We start from the raw sequence: 20,482 nt of genomic DNA on the forward strand, positions 1-20,482 counted from the left end.
CGGCTGCGCGCCCCGTCCGCCCGCTCACCCGTAGAACAGCCGCTCCACCACCGACCGGGCCCGCCGGGTGGTGCGCCGGTAGTCGTCCACCAGTTCGCCGCTGTGCCCGGCCCCGTAGCCCAGGTAGCGGGCCACCCCCGCCAGCTCCCGGGCGTCCGTCGGGAAGGAGTCGCCCGCCCGGCCGCGCACCAGCATCACCGCCGAACGCACCCGGGAGGCCAGCACCCAGGCCGCGTCCAGCACCTCCGCATCCTCGGCCCCGACCAGCCCGGCCCCGGCCGCGGCCGCCAGCGCGTTCCTCGTCCGGGTGGTGCGCAGACCCGGCAGCCCGTGCCCGTGCTGGAGCTGGAGCAGCTGGACGGTCCACTCGACGTCCGCCAGCCCGCCCCGGCCGATCTTGGTGTGGGTGGTCGGGTCGGCGCCGCGCGGCAGCCGCTCCGCCTCGATCCGGGCCTTGATCCGGCGGATCTCCAGCAGGTCCCGCTCCGGCACCCCGGTGCCCGGGTAGCGCAGCGGGTCGATCAGCCGCCGGAAGCGCTCGCCCAGCTCCGGGTCGCCCGCCACCGGCTCGGCCCGCAGCAGCGCCTGGCTCTCCCAGGCGTGCGACCAGCGCCGGTAGTACGCCTCGTACGAGGCGAGCGAGCGCACCAGCGGGCCGTTGCGCCCCTCCGGCCGCAGGTCGGCGTCCACCTCCAGCGGCGGCTCGGTGGACGGCGCGGCGAGCAGCGCGCGCAGTTCGAGGCAGACCGCCTGCGCGGCCCGGGCCGCCTCGTCCTCCAGCGAGCCGAGCAGCGGCTCGTACACGAAGAGCACGTCCGCGTCCGAGCCGTAGCCCAGCTCGTGCCCGCCGAACCGGCCCATCGCGATCACCGCGAGCCGGGTCGGCAGCGCGCCGTTGCGGGCCTCCCAGCCGGCCACGCAGGCCCGCAGCGCGCCCTGGAGGGTGGCGGCGTTCAGCGCGGTGAGCGCCTCGCCGGCGGTGTCCAGCGCCTGCGCCGGGTCCTCGCCGAGCCGGCCGAGCACATCGGCGGCGGCGGTGCGGAACAGCTCCCGGCGGCGCACCGAGCGGACGGCGGCCACCGCGGCCCCGGTCGAGTCGGCCCGGCCGACGGCGGCCAGCACCTCCCGCTCCAGGGCGTCCCGCCCGCGCGGCACCAGGCCCTGCGGGTCGCCGAGCATCGCGACCGCCTCGGGCGCGCGCAGCAGCAGGTCCGGGGCGAGCCGGCCGGCCGACAGCACCCGCGCCAGCTGCTCGGCGGCGGCGCTCTCGTCCCGCAGCAGCCGCAGGTACCAGGGGGTGCGGCCGAGGGCGTCGGAGACCTGGCGGAAGTTGAGCAGCCCGGCGTCCGGGTCGGCGGAGTCGGCGAACCAGCCGAGCAGCACCGGCAGCAGGGTGCGCTGGATGGCGGCCTTGCGGCTGACCCCGGAGGCGAGCGCGGTGAGGTGGCGCAGCGCGGCCGCCGGGTCGGCGTAGCCGAGTGCCTCCAGCCGGGCCCGGGCGGCCTCGGGGCGCAGGCCGGCCGCACCGGTCGGCAGTTCGGCGACGGCGTCCAGCAGCGGCCGGTAGAACAGCTTCTCGTGCAGCCGGCGCACCTCGACCGCGTGCCGCTTCCACTCCCGCTGGAGCGCGGCGACCGGGTCGGAGCGGGTGTCGTCGTTGATCAGCGGGGCGAGCGAGCGGGCGAGCCGGCGCTGGTCCTCCTCACCGGTGGGCATCAGGTGGGTGCGGCGCAGCCGGTGCAGCTGGATCCGGTGCTCCAGTGAGCGCAGGAACCGGTAGGCGGTGTCCAGCGAGGCGGCGTCGGCGCGGCCCACGTAGCCGCCGCGGGAGAGCGCGGCCAGCGCCTCCAGGGTGTTGCCGCTGCGCAGCGCCTCGTCGGTGCGGCCGTGCACCAGCTGGAGCAGCTGGACGGAGAACTCGACGTCGCGCAGCCCGCCGGGGCCGAGCTTGAGCTGGCGGTCCAGCTCGGTGGCCGGGATCGAGTCGATCACCCGGCGGCGCATCTGCTGCACGTCGGCGACGAAGTTCTCCCGGGCCGCGGCCTGCCAGACCATCGGCGCCAGCGCGGCGGTGTACGCCTCGCCGAGCTCCGGGTCGCCGGCCACCGGGCGGGCCTTGAGCAGCGCCTGGAACTCCCAGGTCTTGGCCCAGCGCTGGTAGTAGGCGAGGTGGCTGGCCAGGGTGCGGACCAGCGGGCCGTTGCGGCCCTCGGGGCGCAGGTTGGCGTCGACCGGCCAGATGGTGCCCTCGCCGGTGGTGTCGGCGCACAGCCGGGTGAGGGCGGCGGCCAGCCGGGTGGCGGCCTGGAGCGCCTCCTGCTCGCCGACGCCCTCGCGCGGCTCGGCGACGTAGACGACGTCGACGTCGGAGACGTAGTTGAGTTCGCGCCCGCCGCACTTGCCCATGCCGATGACGGCGAGCCGGCAGGCCGCGGCGGCCTGCGGGTCCTGGGCGGCGGCGAGGTCGAGGGCGGTCTGCAGGGTGGCGCCGGCCAGGTCGGCGAGTTCGGCGGCGGTCTGGGCGAGGTCGGTGGTACCGGTGAGGTCGCGGGCGGCGATGGCCAGCAGGCAGCGGCGGTAGGCGACGCGCAGCGCGTCGGCCGGGCGGCCGGCGGGGTCGGCCGCGTCGGCGGCGACGCCCTCGGCGAGCGCGCGGCGGAAGTCCTCCGGGCCGGGGTGCATGTCGCGCAGCTCGAAGGTGACCAGGACGTGCCAGTCGTGCGGGTGCCGGGCCAGGTGGTCGGCGAGCGCGGTGGAGGCGCCGAGCACGCCGAGCAGCCGGTCGCGCAGCGGCTTGGAGGTGGTGAGGGTGTCCCGCAGGGTCTGCCGGTCGGCCGGGTCGGCGGCCTCCAGCAGCCGGGCCAGGCCGAGCAGCGCGAGGTCCGGGTCGGCCGTGGCGGCGAGCGCGTCGAGCAGCAGCGGGTCGGCGGCCAGACCGGTCAGCGCCGGTTCGGCGAGCAGCCGCAACGCCCGCTCCGGATCGGTGAACCCCCGCCGCACCAGCCGGATCTCCGGCCGGCTGACCCGGCTTCCGGCCCGCTGTTCCTCCACCGCCATCGTCCCTCCGTCGGTCCGCCCCAGCAGGCTACGCGCCCGGGGGCCGCGGGGCGTGTCGCCTTGCCCGTCGGCTCGGCGGCGCGGTGGAGTACGCATGGCCGCCCGGGACGCCGGACCGGCCGACCCGTGGCTCTCCCCCACGCCCATCCGAAGGGACGACCCGTGGCGAGCGAGTACCCAACCGGACGGAACGTCCGGCGCCGGCACCCCCTGCGGGTCGCGATCGGCGTGTCCGGCGATCTGCTGTTCACCGTCGGCGTGCTGTTCGCCCTGCTGCTCGTCCACTCGCTGTGGTGGACGAACCTCACGGCCGGCCGGCACGCGGACCTCTCCGGCGAGCGGCTGCGACGGTCCTGGGAGGCCCCGGCCGCCGCCCCGCCGACCGCCGCCGCCCCGCCGGACTCCCCCGCACCGCCGCCGTTCGCCCCGGGCGACGCCATCGGTTTCCTCCGCGTCCCGGCCCTCGGCGCCGGCTACCAGGTGCTGATCGAGGTCGGCGCCGACCCGGACACCCTCGCGGACGGGGTCGCCGGGGCCTACACGGCGCCGTACCGCTCGGCCATGCCCTGGGAGCCGCAGGGCAACTTCGCCCTGGCCGCCCACCGCGACGGGCACGGCGCGAAGTTCCACGACCTGGACCGGCTGATGCCGGGAGACCCGCTGGTGGTGGAGACCCGGGACCGCTGGTACGTCTACCGCGTCGACGCCACGCTGCCCGAGACCACCAAGGACGACACCGGCGTCATCGCCCCGGTGCCCGCCGGCTCCCCGTACGGGGGACCCGGCCGCTACATCACCCTGACGACCTGCACGCCGGTCTACACCTCGCGCTACCGGATGGTCGTCTGGGGCAGCCTGCTGCGGGAGGAGCCGATGGACCCGGTCCGCACCCCGCCCGCCGAACTGCGCTGAGCCGGGCCGGCGGGCACACGACGGACGGGCGGTGCGCCGTATCGCGCACCGCCCGTCCGTCACTGCCTGCTCCGGCCGCCGCGGCCGGCGCTCACCCGGCGCCCTGCGGGCCGGACCGGGTCACGCGGAGCGCGTGGACCGCGTGGACCGCCGGCCGATCCGCATGGCCGCCGCGCCCGCGACGAGGAACGCCGCCGAGAGGCCGGCCAGGGCCGGCGAGCTCCCGCTGCCCGTCTCGGCCAGCTCCCCGTGGTGCCAGTTGTGCTCCTCGCCGTGGTGGGGCGGCTTGGGGGTCGGGTGCTCCACCTCGACGGACTTGGACTTGTTCACGTTGGTGACGGTGTTGCTCTGCGAGGCCGTCTGGTTCTGGCTCTGACTGTTGCTGTTGCTGTTGCTGTTGTTCGCCGTGTTCTGGGCGGAGTTGTTCAGGGAGTTGTTGGCCGAGCTGTTCGAGGAGTTGTTCACGTGGCTGGCGACGCTGGTGTTCGCGCTGTTGTTGACGTCGTTGTGGATGTGGTTCTGCACGACGACCGTCACGTTGACCTGCGAGTCCTGGCTCTGCTGGCCGTTCTGGGACTGGCCCTGGGACTGGCCCTGCGCCTGGTTCTGGCTCTCGGACTGGCTCTCGGACTGGTTCTCGGACTGGCCCAGCGAGGCCGGGGTGGGCTGGTTCCCGTTCCCGCCGTTCCCGCCGTTCCCCCCATGCCCGCCGTTCCCGCCGTTCCCCCCATGCCCGCCGTGCCCGCCGTGGCCGCCGTGCTCCTCGTGCCCACCGTGCTCGTGGTGGCAGGGGCAGACGGGCTCCTCGTGGTGGCAGTGCTTGCCGGTGGGGGCCGACGACTCCCCCTTCAGTCCGTCGGGGAACCCGGGCCCCGACGGCCGGACACCGAGCAGCCCGCGCTCCTCCTCGCCCGGCTGCTCCTCCGCGCCCTGATCGGTTCCCTCCTCGCCCGGCTGGGCCGCGACCCCCTGCTCGTCCCCCTCGTCGCCCTCCCGGGCCACCACGCCCTGCTCGGCGGCGACGGCCGGCGCCGCCTCGGCCGGGACGGCGTCGGCCGGGGCCGCCTCGGCCGGGTCGACCGCGACCGTCCCGGTGACGCCGTCCGTCCGGTCGTACTGCCGGACCACCAGCTTCGCCGGCCGCGAGTCACGGTTGCCGAAGGTCCGGGCGTGAATGGCGTCGCCGCTGTCCTCCGCGGCCTGACGGAGGAGACCGTCGACCCATTCACCCTGGGCCTCGGCCGATTCGGCGGCTGCACGGTGGTCGGCGGAGGGCGAGGCGTAGGCCGCCGAGGCGGCCCCACACACGAGGGCGGCCGAGGTCAGTCCGGACAGGGCCAGGGTGGTGATTCGAGTACGCATGACACTCCAGGGTGATCCGCAAAACGGATCTTCTGAATACGCCTGCTCGTCACCCCGCGACGGCTCGCACCGCTGCGGATTAGCCGCATTGGCCCAACGGATTACCATGCCCGGGGGACACCGGCCGCACCGTCCACTACGGTTGACCGATCGTCAGAACCGTCAGAGCACCTGGAGGTTCTTGCGCAGCTCGAACGGCGTGACCTCGGAGCGGTACTCCTCCCACTCCTGCTTCTTGTTGCGCAGGAAGAAGTCGAAGACGTGCTCGCCGAGGGTCTCGGCGACGAGTTCGCTGCGCTGCATGAGGTCGATGGCCTCGCCGAGGTTCTGCGGCATCGGCTGGATGCCGAGGGCGCGGCGCTCGGCGTCGGTGAGGGCCCAGACGTCGTCGTCGGCGCCGGGCGGGAGCTCGTAGCCCTCCTCGATGCCCTTGAGACCGGCGGCCAGGGTGACGGCGTAGGCGAGGTAGGGGTTGCAGCCGGTGTCGAGGGAGCGGACCTCGATCCGGGTGGAGCCCTGCTTGCCCGGCTTGTACATCGGGACGCGGATCAGCGCGGAGCGGTTGTTGTGGCCCCAGCAGATGTAGGACGGGGCCTCGCCGCCGGCGCCGGCGGTGCGCTGCGAGCCGCCCCAGATCCGCTTGTAGGAGTTCACCCACTGGTTGGTGACGGCGGCGGTCTCGGCGGCGTGGCGCAGCAGGCCGGCGATGAAGGAGCGGCCGACCTTGGAGAGCTGGTACTCGGCGCCGGACTCGTGGAAGGCGTTGCGGTCGCCCTCGAACAGCGACAGGTGGGTGTGCATGCCCGAGCCGGGGTGGTCGGAGAAGGGCTTGGGCATGAAGCTGGCGTGGACGCCCTGCTCCAGCGCGACCTCCTTCATGACCAGCCGGAAGGTCATGATGTTGTCGGCGGTGGACAGCGCGTCGGCGTACCGCAGGTCGATCTCCTGCTGGCCCGGGGCGCCCTCGTGGTGGGAGAACTCCACCGAGATGCCCATCGACTCCAGCATGGTGATCGCCTGGCGGCGGAAGTCGTGGCCCACCCCGCGCGGGGTGTGGTCGAAGTAGCCGGACTGGTCGGCGGGGATCGGCGGGGTGCCGTCGCCGGGCAGGTTCTTCAGCAGGAAGAACTCGATCTCGGGGTGGGTGTAGAAGGTGAAGCCCTGGGCGGAGGCCTTCTCCAGGGTGCGCTTCAGCACGAACCGCGGGTCGGCGTAGGAGGGCGAGCCGTCCGGCATCAGGATGTCGCAGAACATCCGGGCGGTGCCCGGGGTCTCCGAGCGCCACGGCAGGATCTGGAAGGTGGTCGGGTCCGGCTTGGCGATCATGTCGGACTCGTAGACCCGGGCGAAACCCTCGATCGCCGAGCCGTCGAAGCCGATGCCCTCCTCGAACGCCTGCTCCAGCTCGGCCGGCGCCACCGCGACCGACTTCAGGAACCCCAGGACATCGCTGAACCAGAGCCGGACGAACCGGATGTCACGCTCTTCGAGCGTTCGAAGCACGAACTCCTGCTGCTTGCCCATGGGGACAGTCTCACCTCTGCTCTTTACGCCCGTGTTACGCCCATCATGGCGGATCGAGCCGGGGATGCCCCGCGGGGGACGGCCTCACCCCTCCGGCCCGGAGGGGTCACCACCGGCCCCGGTGGATCCCTCCGGCCACCGGGAGCCCGGGGAAGGGACCACCGACCGGCGCAGCGCACCCCCCGGCCGAGACATTGCGTCAGATCGACGATTAGACTCGGTGGCATGCCCAATCTCCGTCTCGCCCTCTGCCAGACCGACCCGTGGGTCGGTGACATCGCACGCAACAGCGATGAGGTGGTGCACTGGACCAAGCAGGCCGTCGAGGCCGGTGCCCAGCTGGTCGCGTTCCCCGAGATGGCCCTGACCGGGTACCCGGTCGAGGACCTCGCGCTGCGTCGCTCCTTCGTCGAGGCGTCGCGGGCCGGGCTGGTCGAGCTGGCCGCGCGGCTCGCCGCGGAGGGGCTCGGCGGGGTGCCCGTCGTGGTCGGTTACCTCGGCCGTTCGGAGCAGGCCTCGCCGCGGTTCGGCCGGCCGGCCGGCTCCCCGCAGAACTGCGCCGCGGTGCTGTTCGGCGGCGAGGTGGCCACCCGGTTCGCCAAGCACCACCTGCCGAACTACGGCGTGTTCGACGAGTACCGCTGGTTCGTCCCCGGCGACCAGCTGCCGGTGCTGCGGCTGAACGGGGTGGACGTCGCACTGGCGATCTGCGAGGACATCTGGCAGGACGGCGGCCGGGTGACCGCCGCCCGCGAGGCCGAGGCCGGCCTGCTGCTGGTGATCAACGGGTCGCCGTACGAGCGGAACAAGGACGACGCCCGGCTGGAGCTGGTCCGCCGCCGGGCCGCCGAGGCGGGCTGCGCGCTCGCGTACGTCAACATGGTCGGCGGCCAGGACGAGCTGGTCTTCGACGGCGACTCGATCGTGGTCGCCCCGGACGGCGAGGTGCTGGCCCGCTCGCCGCAGTTCGAGGAGCACCTGCTGGTGCTGGACCTCGACCTGCCGGCCGCCAGCAGCGACCACACCGACGGGCTGCTGCTCGCCGACGGCCTGCACCTGGTCCGCGCCGAGCTGGGCGGCGAGCCGGGCCCGGCCCCCGCCGCTCCGCTGTCCGCCGGGGTCGCGCCGCGGCTGAGCGACGAGGCGGAGATCTGGTCGGCGCTGGTCTCCGGCACCCGGGCCTACGTCCGCAAGAACGGCTTCCGCTCGGTGCTGATCGGCCTGTCCGGCGGCATCGACTCGGCCGTGGTGGCCGCCCTCGCGGTGGACGCGCTGGGCGCCGGGAACGTGTACTGCGTCTCGATGCCGAGCCGCTACTCCTCGCAGCACTCCCGGGACGACGCGGCCGAGCTGGCCCACCGCACCGGGCTGAACTTCCGCACCGTGCCGATCGCCCCGATGTTCGACGCCTACATGGCGGCCACCGAGCTGACCGGCCTGGCCGAGGAGAACCTGCAGTCCCGGCTGCGCGGCACCCTGCTGATGGCGATCTCCAACCAGGAGGGGCACATCGTGCTCGCGCCCGGCAACAAGAGCGAGCTGGCGGTCGGCTACTCGACCCTGTACGGCGACTCGGTCGGCGCGTACGGCCCGATCAAGGACGTCTACAAGTCGCTGATCTTCCGGCTGGCCCGCTGGCGCAACGAGGAGGCCGAGCGGCTCGGCGAGGTGCCGCCGATCCCGGAGAACACCATCTCCAAGCCGCCGTCCGCCGAGCTGCGGCCGGACCAGAAGGACACCGACTCGCTGCCCGACTACGACCTGCTGGACACCGTGCTCGACCTGTACGTCGAGGGCGACCAGGGCCGGGACGCGATCGTGGCGGCGGGCTTCGACCCGGCCGTGGTGGACCGGGTGGTGCGGCTGGTGGACACCGCCGAGTACAAGCGGCGGCAGTACCCGCCGGGTCCGAAGATCTCGGTCAAGGGCTTCGGCCGGGACCGCCGGCTGCCGATCACCAACCGGTGGCGCCGCGGCTGACCGGAGCCCACGCCGTCACTGGTAGCGGTAGGTGGCGGCCACCGCGAGGTGGTCGCTGCCGTCCCGCTCCAGGGTCCGCGAGTCGGTGGGCCGCAGTCCGCCCTTGCTCATGATGTGGTCGATCCGGGCCATCGGGAAGGTCGCCGGCCAGCTGAAGCCGAAGCCGTCGCCGGCCGCGCCCTGGGCCGAGCGCATCTGCGAGGTGACCGGCGCCAGGCTGCGGTCGTTCATGGTGCCGTTGAGGTCGCCGAGCAGCAGCACCTTCTTCACCGGCTCGGCCTCGATCGCGTCGCCGAGCGCCTGGGCGCTGACGCCCCGCTGGTCGACGGTGAAGCCGCCCTCGGCCCTGAGCCGGACCGACGGCAGGTGCGCGACGTACACCGCGACGGGGCCCTGCGGAGTGCCGACCTCGGCCCGGAACGCCCTGGTCCAGCCCATCTTGATGTCCACCACCCGGACGTCGCCGATCGGGTACTTGGACCAGAGCCCGACGGTGCCCTCCACCGCGTGGTACGGGTAGCTGTCGGCCAGCCCGGACTCGTAGGCGCGCAGCGGCCGGCCGGCCAGCTCCTGGAGCGCGACGATCTGCGCGCCGGACTTCTCCAGCATCCGGACGGTGCCCTGCGGGTCCTCGTTGGCGGCGGCCACGTTGTGGCTGACCACCGTGAAGTCGCCGGTGCCGCCGCTCTTGTCGGTGAGCGCGCCGCCGAACATGTCGGTCCAGATCACCACCGGCACCAGCAGCGCGAGCAGCGCGGTGGCGGAGCGGCGCAGCAGGGCGGGCACCAGCAGCACCGGCAGGGCCAGGCCCACCCATGGCAGGAAGGTCTCCAGCAGGCTGCCGAGGTTGCCGGTGCTGTTGGGCACCTCGGCGTGGAAGGCCATCAGGGCGCCGACGAGCAGGGCCGCCACGGCGATCAGCAGACCGCGCCGCCAGGCGGTGGCGCCGCGGGCGTCCCGGCCCCAGCCCCGCACACCGAGGAACCCGGCCGCGGGGCGCCGGCCGGATCCCGGGTCGCCGGCCTCCGCCGTGGACACCCGGTCCGCCCTGTCCGCCTGCGCCATGCCGTGGCTCCCGTCGTTCGCGCCGTCCGCCGGTGCCGCCGCCGGTCCGGCGCGGGCCACCGCCGGGCGGGCGGAGGACATGCCGGACCGGGGCGGGTTTGGTCGGATTCCCGGCTCAGCCTATGCCGGGACAGACGTCCGGTCGGTGGACCGGGGTTCCGGCGTGGCCCGGTTGGTGAGCCAGGCCACTGCACGGGGCGGCCGGGAAAAGGGGAGGTCGGGCGGCCGGGGGAGGCGAAGGCCGGGTTGTCGGGACGTCAGGCGGGCACGAGGCGTCAGGCGGGCACGAGGCGTCAGGCGGGCACGGGGCGCAGGGCCGGGCCGGCCAGGCCGGCCAGCAGCGCGTCGACCATCCGCTCGGCCAGCTCCGGGTCGTCCAGGTCGGAGTCGTCCCACAGGATGCTGCGGGCCAGGATGGGGCCGATCAGCAGGTCGCCGAGCAGCTCCTCGTCGAGGTCGGCGCGCAGCTCGCCCTCGGCGACGCCCCGGCGGATGACGTCCCGGGCGGCCTCCCGGCGCGGCAGGATCACCCGTTCGCGGTAGGCGGCGTTCAGCTCGGGCCAGCTCTGCATCTGGCCGAGCGCCGCCTTGAGCACCCAGCGGGAGCGCTTGGCGAGCCCGCGCAGCCGCATGTACTCGATCATCGCGACCAGGTCGCCGCGGATCGAGCCGGTGGCGGCGGGCAGCGGCTCCTCCAGCCTGCTGACCATGTCGACCAGCAGCGCCTCCTTGTTGGGCCAGCGCCGGTAGATGGTGGCCTTGCCCACGCCGGCGGCGGTGGCGATGCCCTCGATGGTCAGCTCGGACAGGCTGGTGCCGTCCGTCATCAGCTCCTCGACGGCGGCGAAGATCGCCTGCTCGGCGGCCTCGCTGCGGGGCCTGCCCCGGCGCGGGCCGGTGCAGGACGGCACGGCCGTCGGCTCGGTCTTCATCTCACGTCTCCCGGTTGTGGGCCCCCGCCCGAGGGAGGGCGGGGGTCGCACGCGCTCGTGGGCCCCGTCACCGGCGGGTTCCCGGTGCCAGGGCCCCATTCTCGCTCAGCGCGGTCGCGGGTCAGGCTTCCGCGGCCGCCGTCTTGCGCGCCGCCGTGTCCGCCCGCCCGCCCGGCGCCGCGGCGGAGCCGCCGGCGGAACCGTCGGCCGGGGCCTTGCCGGGCAGCAGGAACCAGGCGATCAGCGCGCCGCCCACGGTGATCGCGGCGGAGAGCCCGGCCACCACGTGCATGGCGTCGAGGAAGGAGTCGTTGGCCGGGCCGATCAGCTCCTTGCCGCGGTCGCCGAGCCGGGCGGCGACGGCCAGGGTGGCCTCCAGCGACTCGCCGGCCTTCTCCCGCAGCTCCGGGACGGGCAGCTGGGCGAGCTTGTCGGACATCCCGTCGCGGTAGACGGTGGAGAGCACCGCGCCGAGCACCGCGACGCCCAGCGAGCCGCCGACCTGGCGGAAGGTGTTGTTGACCGCCGAGCCTGCGCCCGCCTTCTCGCGGGGCAGCGAGCCCATGATCGCGACGGTGATCGGCGGCATGACGTGCGCCATGCCGGTGCCCATCAGCAGGCCGAGCGCGACCAGCACCCAGATCGGGGTGGTGGCGTCCAGCAGCAGGTAGCCGAGGAAGCCGGCCGCGATGAACAGCATGCCGACGGCGCAGGTGGCGCGGATGCCGAAGCGGTCGACCACCAGCCGGGCGCGCGGGGCGAACACCAGCTGGGCGGCGGCCAGCGGCAGCATCAGCACACCGGCCTGCAGCGCGCTGTAGCCGCGCACGCTCTGGGTGTAGAAGACGCCGAAGAACGAGACGCCCATCAGCGCGAAGAAGACCACGCCGACCACGACCACCGAGGCGCTGAACACCTTGTTGCGGAACCAGCCGATGTCCAGCGCGGGGTGGGCGGTGCGGCGCTCGAAGAGCACGAAGGCGGTCAGCGCGGCCAGGCCGACCAGTACCGGGCCCCAGGCCTCGACGGCGGTGAAGTCGGCCAGCTCGCCGCCCTTGATGATGCCGAAGATCAGCGCGACCAGGCCGATGATGGACAGCAGCACGCCGACCGGGTCCATCCGGCCCGGGTTGGGGTCCTTGGACTCGGGGACCAGCACCGCCATCGCGATCAGCGCCACGACCACGATCGGCACGTTGACCAGGAAGATCGAGCCCCACCAGAAATGCTCGATCAGCAGGCCCCCGGTGATCGGGCCGATCGCGATGGCCAGGCCGACGGCGCCGGCCCAGACGCCGATCGCCTTGGGCTGCTCGGAGCGCTCGAAGACGTTCATGATGATGGCGAGCGTGGCCGGCATGGCCAGCGCGCCGCCGACGCCCATCAGCGCGCGGTAGCCGATCAGCTCGCCCGGTGTGCTCGCGAGCGCGGAGAGCAGCGAGGCGAGGCCGAAGACGGCCATGCCGGCCAGCAGCGCCCGCTTGCGGCCGAACCGGTCACCGAGCAGACCGGAGGTGAAGAGCAGCCCGGCGAAGACCAGGGTGTAGGAGTTGATCGACCATTCCAGGTCGCTCTGGCTGGCGCCGATGCCGGTGGGCGCCGGGGACGCGATGGTCTTCATCGCGACGTTGAGGATCGAGTTGTCGAGCACGACGACGAGCAGGGCGAGCACCAGGGTGCACAGGATCGCCCAGCGGCGGCGGTGGATGGCTTCCGGCACACGGGGTGGCGCGGCGGCGGTGGTCATGGGTTCTTCCCGTCGTGGTACGGCGTGGCACTGGCGGGAATTTCGAGCCGCGGTCGTCTCGTAACCCCCCTGCGGTCAGGGTAGCGGCATTTTCGATACGAGACGAATCCGTATCGTAAAGTCGCGGCAAAGACCGCCCGGCCCACCGGGGCCGTCCGGGCAAGCGGAACGTCCCCCGCCCCTTTTGCACCCGCGCCGGGCCGTGCAAGCATGGAGGTGATCCGGGGACGCCGCACGGCGCCACGAGACGACAACCCTTCAGGAGCCCGTTCGATGAACGCTTCTTCGCCTTCGCCTGCCCAGAACCGGGCGGCGACGACCGCCACCCTCTACGGTGGGGTCACCAACCGCCGCGTCACCGTCCGCGACCTCGCCGCCGCCAAGCAGCGCGGGGAGAAGTGGTCGATGCTGACCGCCTACGACGCCCTCACCGCCGGCGTCTTCGACGAGGCCGGCACCCCCGTCCTGCTGGTCGGCGACTCCGCCGGCAACTGCCACCTCGGCTACGAGACCACCGTGCCGGTGACCATGGATCAGATGGTGATGCTCGCCGCCGCCGTCGTCCGCGGCACCGAGCGGGCCATGATCGTCGCCGATCTGCCGTTCGGCTCGTACCAGGAGTCCCCGGCGCAGGCGATGCGCAACGCGGCCCGGCTGATGAAGGAGGCCGGGGTCGGCGCGGTCAAGCTGGAGGGCGGCGAGCGCAGCGCCCGCTCGATCGAGCTGCTGGTCGAGGCCGGCGTCCCGGTGATGGCCCACGTCGGGCTCACCCCGCAGTCCGTGCACGCGCTCGGCGGCTACCCCGTCCAGGGCCGCGGCGACGAGGCCGCCCACCAGCTGCTGCGCGACGCCAAGGCGGTGCAGCAGGCCGGTGCCTTCGCCGTCGTCCTGGAGGCGGTGCCCGCCGAGCTGGCCCAGCAGGTCACCGAGCAGCTCGCCATCCCCACCGTCGGCATCGGCGCCGGTGCGGACTGCGACGCCCAGGTGCTGGTCTGGACCGACTTCGCCGGGATGACCGCCGGCCGGGTGCCCAAGTTCGTCAAGCAGTACGCCGACCTGCGGGCCGTCCTCGGCGGCGCCGCCCGCGCGTTCGCCGAGGACGTGCGCGGCGGGGCCTTCCCCGCGCCGGAGCACACCTTCCACTGACGCGCACCGTCGTCGGGTTCCGGACCGCGGCCGGACCCCGACGACAGCCCGCGTGACAGCCCGCGTGACAGCGGCCCGACAGCCGCGTGACAGCGCCCCACCGGCCGGCCCCGTACCGGCCCGCCCCCTGACAGCGGGCTGACAGCCGGGTCGGACAGTCTGTGGGGCATGACACGAATCTCCACCGCCCCGAACGACCGGGGGCCCGCCGCGGGGAACGCCGTCGAGGTCCACGGCATCGTCAAGCACTTCGGCACCACCAAGGCGCTCGACGGGGTCGACCTCACCGTGCGCGAAGGAACCGTCCTCGGAGTGCTCGGCCCCAACGGCGCGGGCAAGACCACCCTGGTCCGCGTCCTGTCCACGCTCATCAAGCCCGACGCCGGCACCGCCTTCGTCGGCGGCTACGACGTGCTGCGCCAGCCCAAGCAGCTGCGCCGCACCATCGGCCTGACCGGCCAGTACGCCTCGGTCGACGAACTGCTCTCCGGCTACGAGAACCTCTACCTCATCGGCCGGCTGCTCGACCTCTCCCGCCGGGACGCCAAGGCCCGCGCCACCGAGCTGCTGGAGCGCTTCTCGCTCACCGAGGCCGCCAAGCGGCCCGCCAAGACCTACTCCGGCGGCATGCGCCGGCGCCTCGACCTGGCCGCCTCGATGATCGGCCGCCCCCGGGTGCTCTACCTGGACGAGCCCACCACCGGCCTCGACCCGCGCACCCGCAACGAGGTCTGGGACGAGGTGCAGCGGATGGTCGCCGAGGGCTCCACCGTGCTGCTCACCACCCAGTACATGGAGGAGGCCGAGCAGCTCGCCGGCGAGCTGACCGTCATCGACCGCGGCCGGGTCATCGCGGCCGGCGGCGTGTCCGAGCTCAAGGCCCAGGTCGGCGGCCGGACCCTGCAGGTCCGCCCGGTGCGCCCGGCCGAGCTGCCCGAGATGGCCCGCTGCCTGCAGGACACCGGCGTCGGCGCGACCTTCTCCGCCGACACCGGCCTGCTCTCGGTGCCGATCACCGCCGACGAGCAGCTGACCACCGTGATCGGCGTGCTCGGCACCCGCGGCTTCGCGGTCGCCGGCATCGACACCAAGCTGCCCAGCCTCGACGAGGTCTTCCTCGCCATCACCGGCAAGCCCGCGGACCGCCCCGCGACCGCGGACGCCGCCCCCAGCCTCGCCAAGGAGCCCGTCGCATGACCACCGCCACGCTCGCCCCCGTCCGGGCCGAGGACACCGGGATCGGCCTGGCCGGCCACCTGCGGCACGTCGGCGCGCTGACCCGCCGCAACCTGATGCGGATCAAGGCCGACCCGGAGTCGATGTTCGACGCCATCCTGATGCCGATCATCTTCACGGTGCTGTTCGTCTACGTCTTCGGCGGAGCCATCTCCGGCGGCCAGGACGCCTACAAGCAGTACATGATCCCCGGCCTGCTCGGGCAGACCGGGCTCACCCTGGCGATGGCCGTCGGCACCGGCCTCAACAGCGACTTCCAGACCGGCGTGATGGACCGCTTCCGCACCCTGCCGATCGGCCGCTCCTCGGTGCTGCTGTCCAAGATCGCGGCGGAGACCTGCCGGGCCATGCTGTCCTTCAGCATCCTGATCGTCTTCTCGCTGATCCTCGGCTTCGAGCTGAAGGGCGGCGTGCTGGAGCTGCTGGCGGCGATCGGCCTGTCCCTGGTGTTCGGCATGTCGATCGTATGGATCTCGATGCTGCTCGGCATGGCCCTGCGCAGCGCCCAGGCCGTCCAGGGAGTCGCCATGCTGGTGCTGATGCCGATGCAGTTCGGCAGCTCGATCTTCGCCCCGACCGACACCATGCCCGGCTGGCTGCAGGCCTTCACCAAGGTGAACCCGCTGTCCGCGCTGGCCGACGCCTGCCGGGCGCTGATGAACGGCCAGGGCGCCGTCGCGCACCCGACGCTCGTCGTGCTGGCCTGGTCGGTCGGCGTCACCGCGGTCTTCGCACCGCTCGCCGTCGCCCGCTTCCGCAAGCGGACCTGAGCCGTGGCCGCACGGCGGATCCCGGGGCGCGCGGGGGGCGTCCCGGGATCCGCCGGGTCCGGGCGGCCGGCGCCCCGGTCAGTCGAGCAGCCGGTCGAGCAGCGCGCTGGCCTCCAGCACGGACAGCCCGCGCCCCTCGGTGAGGGCCGCCTCGAACACCGCGTCACCGAGCAGACCGCGCAGGCTCTCCTCGGCCCGCTCGCGTTCCACCCGGTCGAGGTAGCCGCCGCGCGGCCCGTTCATCCCGGCGTGCGCGCCGAACAGCACGGCGGCCCGGCGGGCCGCGTCCAGGTCCCCGTCGCGCAGGGCGAAGGCCTCCAGCACCCCGACTACCGGCGGCAGTAGCATCACCGACATCTGCTCGATGAACCCGCTCGCGCTGTGCGGCATCGCGCGCAGCAGCTCCCGCCCCTCGTCGACCAGTTCGAGCCCGCGCTCCGGATCGCCGCTGCGTGCGGTGACCCAGCCCCGGGTGACGGTCAGCATCCCGCCCACCACGTCCGGGGCGAACCCGCCGACCCGCGTCCAGCGCAGCGCGTCCAGCTCGGCCAGCGCCGCCGCGTGCTCGCCGCGCTGGGCCCGGATGCCGCAGAGCATCAGGTGCCCGAAGAGCAGCGCGCCGTTGGTCGCCTGGTTCTCGCCCGGCCGGATCTCCGCCAGCGCCTCGCGGATCCGGCGCTCCCCCCCGTCCAGGTCCTCGTCCAGCATCGCCAGGCCCAGGTGCACCCGGAGCATCGGCACCTCCTGCGGCGCCCCCAGCTCCTCGGCCAGCTCGATCGCCCGCCGGTACGCCTCGACCGCCTCCGCCGAACGCCCCTGGTTGGCCAGCGACTCGCCGCGCGCGGCCAGCGCCTGGGACATCCCCCACAGGTCGCCGGAGCGCCGGTAGAGCTCCAGCGACTCCTCGCCGTCCACGGTGCTCTGCTCCGCGCCGTCCGGCCAGTCGTTCATCATCTTGGCCCGGATCTGGAGGATGAACGCCAGGTCGCTGGGGCTGCCGTGCCGCCGGCAGCCCTCCACCGCCTCGTCCATCAGGTCCTTCACGCCGTCCAGCTCCCCGACCAGGAAGGTGCCGAAGACCCTCATCAGCCCGGGGAAGCGATAGGCCTGCGGCAGGTCCGGGGTGTAGGCCGCGATGACCTTCCGGGCGGTGGCGACCGCGTCCGGATCGGCCAGCACGTCCAGGTTGCCCTCGAACAGGCTGACCAGCCGGAAGATGACCACCGCCCGGCGGGCCTCGGCGGCCACCTCCGGCGGCATCGGCGACGGGTACTCCAGCACCCGCCGGTCCAGCGGCACCGCGAGGGCGTCCGGATCGAACGGGTCCGGGCCTATCTCCAGCACCGCCTCGTACCAGCGGCGGGCCTCCCGGCTGTAGCCGCGCAGCGACCAGTACCAGCTCATGCCCAGCGCCAGCACCAGGGCCTCGTCCTCGTCCCGGTGGTCGACGGCGCGGCGCAGCGCGGTCCGGATGTTGTCGTGCTCCCGCTCCAGCACCGCCAGCCAGTGCAGCTGCGCCGGGCCGTGCACGTTCAGCTCGGCGGTGCGGACCAGCTCGCGGAAGTACCGGACGTGCCGTCCCTCGGTCTCCCCGGTCTCCCCCGCCTCGGCCAGCCGCTCGACCGCGTACTCGTGGATCGTCTCCAGCATCCGGTAGCGTGGCGGGCCGTCCCCGTCCAGGTCGGCGACCAGCAGGGACTTGTCGACCAGCGAGAGCAGCAGGTCGGCGACCTCCTCGCCGGGCACCTCGGTGCCGTCCGCGCAGACCGGCTCGGCCGACTCCAGCGTCCAGCCGCCGGCGAACACCGCCAGCCGGCGCAGCACCGCGCGCTCCTGCTTGCCAAGCAGGTCCCAGCTCCAGTCGACCACCGCGCGCAGCGTCTGCTGACGCGGCAGCAGGGTGCGGCTGCCGGCGGTGAGCAGGGCGAACCGGCCGTCCAGCCGGTCGGCGATCTGCCGGGCCGTCATCACCCGCAGCCGGGCGGCGGCCAGTTCGATGGCGAGCGGCAGGCCGTCCAGCCGGCGGCAGATCTCGGCGCAGGCCTCCGGGTCGATGCGCGGGTCGAAGCCGGGGCGGGCGGCGGCGGCCCGCTCGGCCAGCAGCCGCAGCGCCACCGGGTCGGGCAGCGGCTCCACCGGCAGCACGGTCTCCCCCGGCACGCCCAGCGGTTCGCGGCTGGTGGCCAGCACGGTCAGGCCGGGGCACTCGGTGAGCAGGGTCTCGGCCAGGTCGGCGGCGGACTGGATCAGGTGCTCGCAGTTGTCCAGGACGATCAGCATCCGGCGGCGCCCGCAGAACTCGACCAGCCGGCGCACCGGGTCGTCGGTGCGGGAGTCGATCACGTCGGCGACCATGCTGCCGCTGGTGTGCAGGACGGTCTCGCGCAGGCCGAGCGCCGAGACCACCGCGCCGGGCACCGCGTCCGGGCGCTCCAGCGGGGCCAGTTCGGCCAGCCAGACGCCGTCCGGCCAGTGCCCGGCGCCCTGCTCCAGACGGCCGGCCTCGACCGAGAGCCTGGTCTTGCCGGAGCCACCGGGGCCGGTGAGGGTGACCAGTCGGCTGGCGGCCAGCGTCGAGCGCAGGGCGGCCAGGTCGCTCTCCCGGCCGACGAAGCTGGTGAGCCGGCCACGCAGGTTGCCCGCGACGCGGGCCGGCGGCACCGGGGCGGAGGGCGCGGGCGCGGTGGCGACCGGTGGGGAGGCGGGCGGTGCGGGGGCCCGGACGGGCGCCGGGGCGAGGGTCGGGGCGGGGGCCTCGACAGGGGAGAGCAGCTCGGCGTGGAGGGACTGCAGCGGGCGGCCCGGGTCGACGCCGAGCTCCTCCGCCAGCGCGCGCCGGGTGCGCTCGTAGTGGCGCAGCGCCTCCGCCGTCCGGTCGCTCTCGTGCAGCGCCCGCACCATCAGGTACTGCAGCGGCTCGTCCAGCGGCTGCCGCTCGCACAGCTCGGCGAGCTCGGCCACCAGGTCGGCGGCCCGGCCGAGGCCGAGGTCGGCGGTGATCCGGTGCCGGCGGACCTCCTCGCGCTGGGCCTCCAGCCGGGTGGCCGGGCCGGTGCGGTCCGGCAGGTCGGCGAGCGCCGGGCCGCGCCACAGCGCGAGCGCGGCCCGCAGCCGCTCGGCGGCCTCGCCGTGGTCGCCCCGGTCCAGTGCCCCGCGGCCCTCGGCGGCCAGCCGCTGGAACTCGGCGAGGTCGGTCACCGGGTCGGTCAGCCAGTAGCCGGCCGGGCCGGAGCCCACCCGGTCGCGGCCGATGGTGCGGCGCAGCCGGCCGACCAGGGTCTGCAGCGCCGCGGAGGAGTCCTGCGGCGGCTCGGCGTCCCACACCTCGTCCGCCAGCAGGTCGGCCGGCACCGGCCGCCCCTGCCGCAGGGCCAGCGCGGCGAGCAGCGCGCGCAGCCGGGCGCCGCCGAGCGGGACCGGGGTTCCGTCGTCGTGGTGGGCGGTGGTGGTACCGAGGATGCCGTAGTGCACTGCACCATTCTGGTGGATCGGCGGCGCCGCCCACTCGGATTTGTCCGGTCCCGTACCCTGATCCGACCCTGACCGGCCCCTGATTCCACGGCCGCGCAGGAACCGGTGCGCGGTTTCCCACGTTCACCCTGGGCGGCTTGTCCGCCGCGGGCGCGCCCGGCATGATCGGCCTCTGCCCCGTCCCACGCGACCCCGACCACCGGAGCACCCACACCATGACCTTCGCCGCCACGCAGCGCTCCCGCAGCGAGGACCGCCGGATCAGTCCGGTGTTCTGGGCACTGCTCGCGATCCTCGTCACCTCCGCCGTGGCCGTCCACCAGGGTTACGGCAACATGCGGTTCGGGATCTTCCTGTTCGTGGTGGCGGGCTGGATGGTCTCGCTCTGCCTGCACGAGTACGCGCACGCGCGCACCGCGCTGCACGGCGGCGACATCTCGGTCGGCGCCAAGGGGTACCTGACCCTCAACCCCTTCAAGTACGCCAACGCGCTGCTCAGCTTCGTGCTGCCGATCGTCTTCGTACTGCTCGGCGGCATCGGCCTGCCCGGCGGCGCGGTCTGGATCGAGCGGCACCGGGTGCGGGGGCGGCTCAAGCACAGCCTGATCTCGGCCGCCGGACCGCTGGTGAACCTGCTGGCGGCCGTGCTGCTGCTGGTCCCGGTCGGGGCGGGCTGGCTCGACAACCCCTCGGTGCGCGCGGAGTGGAACGGCATCGAGCTGAATGTCTCGCCGTTCGCGCTGGCGCTGGGCTTCCTCGGCATGCTGCAGCTGAGCGCGACCCTGCTCAACCTGCTGCCGGTGCCCGGCCTGGACGGCTACGGGATCGTCGAGCCCTGGCTGTCGCTCAAGACCCGGCGGGCGATCGAGCCGTTCGCGCCGTACGGCATGCTGGCCGTCTTCGCGCTGCTCTGGCAGCCGGAGGTGAACCACTGGTTCTTCGAGGCCGTGTACGGCGTGATGGAGCTGCTGGGCGTCGACCGCGCCTACGCGCAGGTGGGCCACGAGCTGTTCACGTTCTGGAAGAACTGACCGGGGTCGGGACCGGGGCTCAGGACTGCTCGGCGGCGGCCCGGGTCAGCTTCTCGCGGCGCAGGTTCATCCAGAGCACATTGCTGGCGATGCCCGCCATCGGGAGCCAGATGAGGCCGATCCACCAGCCCTGGACCGCGGAGACCACGGCGGCGGCCAGCGCGAGAACGGCGACGATCGAGGCGAGGACGGACGTGCGGGGCATGGCGGCAGACTCCTGGGGCCGGTGGACGGACGGCCTCCATTGTC

Annotated in this window: 14 protein-coding genes; 6 read left to right on the plus strand and 8 right to left on the minus strand. The window is 73.9% G+C overall.

Annotated elements, in window-relative coordinates; translation table 11 throughout:
* Positions 1-24: 24 nt before the first annotated feature.
* Complete coding sequence (locus ACFU9E_RS22850; RefSeq protein ID WP_380682141.1) at positions 25-3,057, minus strand: bifunctional [glutamine synthetase] adenylyltransferase/[glutamine synthetase]-adenylyl-L-tyrosine phosphorylase; 3,033 nt, start codon at positions 3,055-3,057, stop codon at positions 25-27.
* A gap of 162 nt (positions 3,058-3,219) precedes the next feature.
* On the opposite strand from ACFU9E_RS22850, the gene ACFU9E_RS22855 reads away from it, so the two are divergent.
* On the plus strand, positions 3,220-3,969 hold the full coding sequence (locus ACFU9E_RS22855; RefSeq protein WP_380682142.1) for a class E sortase: 750 nt from the start codon (positions 3,220-3,222) through the stop codon (positions 3,967-3,969).
* 120 nt (positions 3,970-4,089) lie between these two features.
* Here ACFU9E_RS22855 and ACFU9E_RS22860 read toward each other — a convergent pair whose 3' ends face one another.
* Entirely contained in the window at positions 4,090-5,331 is a 1,242-nt protein-coding gene (locus ACFU9E_RS22860) for a hypothetical protein (protein WP_380682143.1), read from the minus strand.
* A 162-nt stretch (positions 5,332-5,493) separates the two neighbouring features.
* Positions 5,494-6,855: a glutamine synthetase family protein gene (locus ACFU9E_RS22865; RefSeq protein ID WP_380682144.1), complete on the minus strand. Its 1,362-nt coding sequence runs from the start codon at positions 6,853-6,855 to the stop codon at positions 5,494-5,496.
* 225 nt (positions 6,856-7,080) lie between these two features.
* Here ACFU9E_RS22865 and ACFU9E_RS22870 point away from each other — a divergent pair, with 225 nt between their 5' ends.
* Complete coding sequence (locus tag ACFU9E_RS22870) at positions 7,081-8,835, plus strand: NAD+ synthase (protein WP_380682145.1); 1,755 nt, start codon at positions 7,081-7,083, stop codon at positions 8,833-8,835.
* A 15-nt stretch (positions 8,836-8,850) separates the two neighbouring features.
* Here the strand turns inward: ACFU9E_RS22870 and ACFU9E_RS22875 are convergent, their stop codons facing one another.
* The 3 genes from ACFU9E_RS22875 to ACFU9E_RS22885 form a co-directional block, all read right to left on the minus strand.
* Positions 8,851-9,900, minus strand: coding sequence for an endonuclease/exonuclease/phosphatase family protein (locus ACFU9E_RS22875; protein WP_380682146.1), 1,050 nt, complete (start codon positions 9,898-9,900; stop codon positions 8,851-8,853).
* A 293-nt stretch (positions 9,901-10,193) separates the two neighbouring features.
* On the minus strand, positions 10,194-10,832 hold the full coding sequence (locus ACFU9E_RS22880; RefSeq protein WP_355361943.1) for a TetR/AcrR family transcriptional regulator: 639 nt from the start codon (positions 10,830-10,832) through the stop codon (positions 10,194-10,196).
* A 121-nt stretch (positions 10,833-10,953) separates the two neighbouring features.
* Positions 10,954-12,579, minus strand: coding sequence for an MFS transporter (locus ACFU9E_RS22885; RefSeq protein ID WP_380682147.1), 1,626 nt, complete (start codon positions 12,577-12,579; stop codon positions 10,954-10,956).
* A gap of 273 nt (positions 12,580-12,852) precedes the next feature.
* Between ACFU9E_RS22885 and panB the strand changes: the two genes are divergently transcribed.
* From panB to ACFU9E_RS22900, 3 genes are all read left to right on the plus strand, one after another.
* A complete protein-coding gene (gene panB / locus ACFU9E_RS22890) occupies positions 12,853-13,725 on the plus strand; it encodes a 3-methyl-2-oxobutanoate hydroxymethyltransferase (RefSeq protein ID WP_380682148.1) in 873 nt (290 codons plus the stop codon).
* A gap of 168 nt (positions 13,726-13,893) precedes the next feature.
* Complete coding sequence (locus tag ACFU9E_RS22895) at positions 13,894-14,922, plus strand: ATP-binding cassette domain-containing protein (RefSeq protein WP_380682149.1); 1,029 nt, start codon at positions 13,894-13,896, stop codon at positions 14,920-14,922.
* Positions 14,919-15,731: an ABC transporter permease gene (locus ACFU9E_RS22900; protein ID WP_380682150.1), complete on the plus strand. Its 813-nt coding sequence runs from the start codon at positions 14,919-14,921 to the stop codon at positions 15,729-15,731. The genes ACFU9E_RS22895 and ACFU9E_RS22900 overlap by 4 nt, the downstream gene beginning before the upstream one ends.
* Before the next feature lie 78 nt (positions 15,732-15,809).
* On the opposite strand, the gene ACFU9E_RS22905 is transcribed toward ACFU9E_RS22900, so the two are convergent.
* On the minus strand, positions 15,810-19,202 hold the full coding sequence (locus tag ACFU9E_RS22905) for a BTAD domain-containing putative transcriptional regulator (protein ID WP_380684720.1): 3,393 nt from the start codon (positions 19,200-19,202) through the stop codon (positions 15,810-15,812).
* A gap of 215 nt (positions 19,203-19,417) precedes the next feature.
* Between ACFU9E_RS22905 and ACFU9E_RS22910 the strand changes: the two genes are divergently transcribed.
* Positions 19,418-20,233: a site-2 protease family protein gene (locus ACFU9E_RS22910; RefSeq protein WP_380684731.1), complete on the plus strand. Its 816-nt coding sequence runs from the start codon at positions 19,418-19,420 to the stop codon at positions 20,231-20,233.
* A 19-nt stretch (positions 20,234-20,252) separates the two neighbouring features.
* Here ACFU9E_RS22910 and ACFU9E_RS22915 read toward each other — a convergent pair whose 3' ends face one another.
* The gene (locus tag ACFU9E_RS22915) at positions 20,253-20,438 is read right to left on the minus strand and encodes a hypothetical protein (protein WP_380684721.1); all 186 of its coding nucleotides are present in this window, start codon (positions 20,436-20,438) and stop codon (positions 20,253-20,255) included.
* Between the last annotated feature and the right edge of the window lie 44 nt (positions 20,439-20,482).

It is taken from the genome of Kitasatospora sp. NPDC057595, assembly GCF_042800875.1.
Classification (GTDB): domain Bacteria; phylum Actinomycetota; class Actinomycetes; order Streptomycetales; family Streptomycetaceae; genus Kitasatospora.